General features: G+C 74.7%; 1 protein-coding gene. It reads right to left on the reverse strand.

All coding sequences use genetic code 11. The annotated features are described in order from the left end of the window. Positions 1 to 1,392: beta-ketoacyl reductase (locus tag KBY19_RS35840; RefSeq protein ID WP_210967517.1), on the reverse strand; the 1,392-nt coding region annotated here is incomplete at both ends.

Consider the following 1,392-nt stretch of genomic DNA (forward strand, 5'->3'; position numbering starts at 1 on the left):
TAGCCGGAGAGGGCGGCCGGAGTCGGGTAGTCGAAGGCCAGCGTCGTCGGCAGGCGCAGCCCGGACGCCGTCGAGAGGCGGTTGCGCAGATCCACTGCGGTCAGCGACTCGAATCCGAGGTCCTTGAACGATACTTCGGTCCTCACCTCGGCCGGGGAACCGAAGCCCAGGACGACGGCGACGGTACGGCGCACGAGTTCGGTGACGGCCTCCAGCCGTCCCGCCTCGTCCAGTCCGGCCAGTTCCTTGGCCAGACCCCCGGGTTCGGCGCCTTCCGCGCCTGCGGCGGCGGTGCGTCGGGCTGCCGTCGTGGCCGTACGCCCCGCCAGTCCGCGCAGCATTGCGGGCACCTCGGCCGCGGGCAGTCCGCGTACGTCGATCCCGGCGGCCACCGCCGAGGAGCGCGGTGTGCGGCACGCGGCGTCGAAGAGTTCCAGCGCCTGCGCGGTGGGCAGCGGGAAGAAGCCGGAGCGGCGCAGTCGGGCCAGGTCCGCGCCGGTCATATGGCCGGTCAGCTCGCTGGTCTGCTCCCACAGGCCCCAGGCGAGGGAGAGTGCGGGCAGGCCGAGGGCGCGGCGGTGGGCGGCGAGCGCGTCGACGTAGGCGTTGGCGGCGGCGTAGCCGGACTGGCCCGCGTTGCCGACGACACCGGCGGCCGAGGTGCACAGCACGAACATCGCCAGCGGCAGGTGGGCCGTGGCGGCGTGCAGATTCAGCGCCGCGGTCGCCTTGGCGTGCCAGACGCGCGCGAGCCGGTCCCCGGACTGGGAGAGGAGCACAGCGTCGTCCAGTACGCCGGCCGCATGCACGACTCCGGTCAGCGGGTGGTCGGCGCCTGCCTCCGCGACGAGCCGGGCCACCGCCTCGGCGTCTCCCGCGTCGGCGGCGACGACACGTACGTCGGCGCCCAGTTCGGTCAGACGACCGGCCAACTCCTGTGCGCCCGGCGCCTCCTCGCCCCGACGGCCGGCCAGCAGCAGATGCCGTACGCCCCATGCGTGCACCAGGTGTTCGGCGATGATGCCACCGATCGTCCCGGTACCGCCGGTGATCAGCACGGTGCCGTCCGGGTCGAGCGGGCGCGGCGTGCCGTGCGGGCCTTCTGCTGTGGCGGCGCCGGTGGTGGCGGTGGTGGCGGTGGCGGTTTCCGCCGGGTGCGCGTCCCTGCCGTTCGTCCGGGTGAGGCGGGGGACGAGCAGCCGCCCCGAACGCAGCGCTGCCTGCGGCTCGTTCGCGGCGACGGCCCGCGCCACGGCTTTCCGGACGGTGGCGGTGTCCGCGAGCGCGGCGCCGTCCGGATCCAGGTCCAGCAGCAAGAGCTGCTCCGGGTACTCGGCCTGTGCCCCGCGCACCAGGCCCCACAGCCCGGCAGCGGCGGCACGGTGCTCAGTG

This window comes from Streptomyces sp. B15, from assembly GCF_018070605.1.
GTDB lineage: Bacteria > Actinomycetota > Actinomycetes > Streptomycetales > Streptomycetaceae > Streptomyces > Streptomyces smyrnaeus.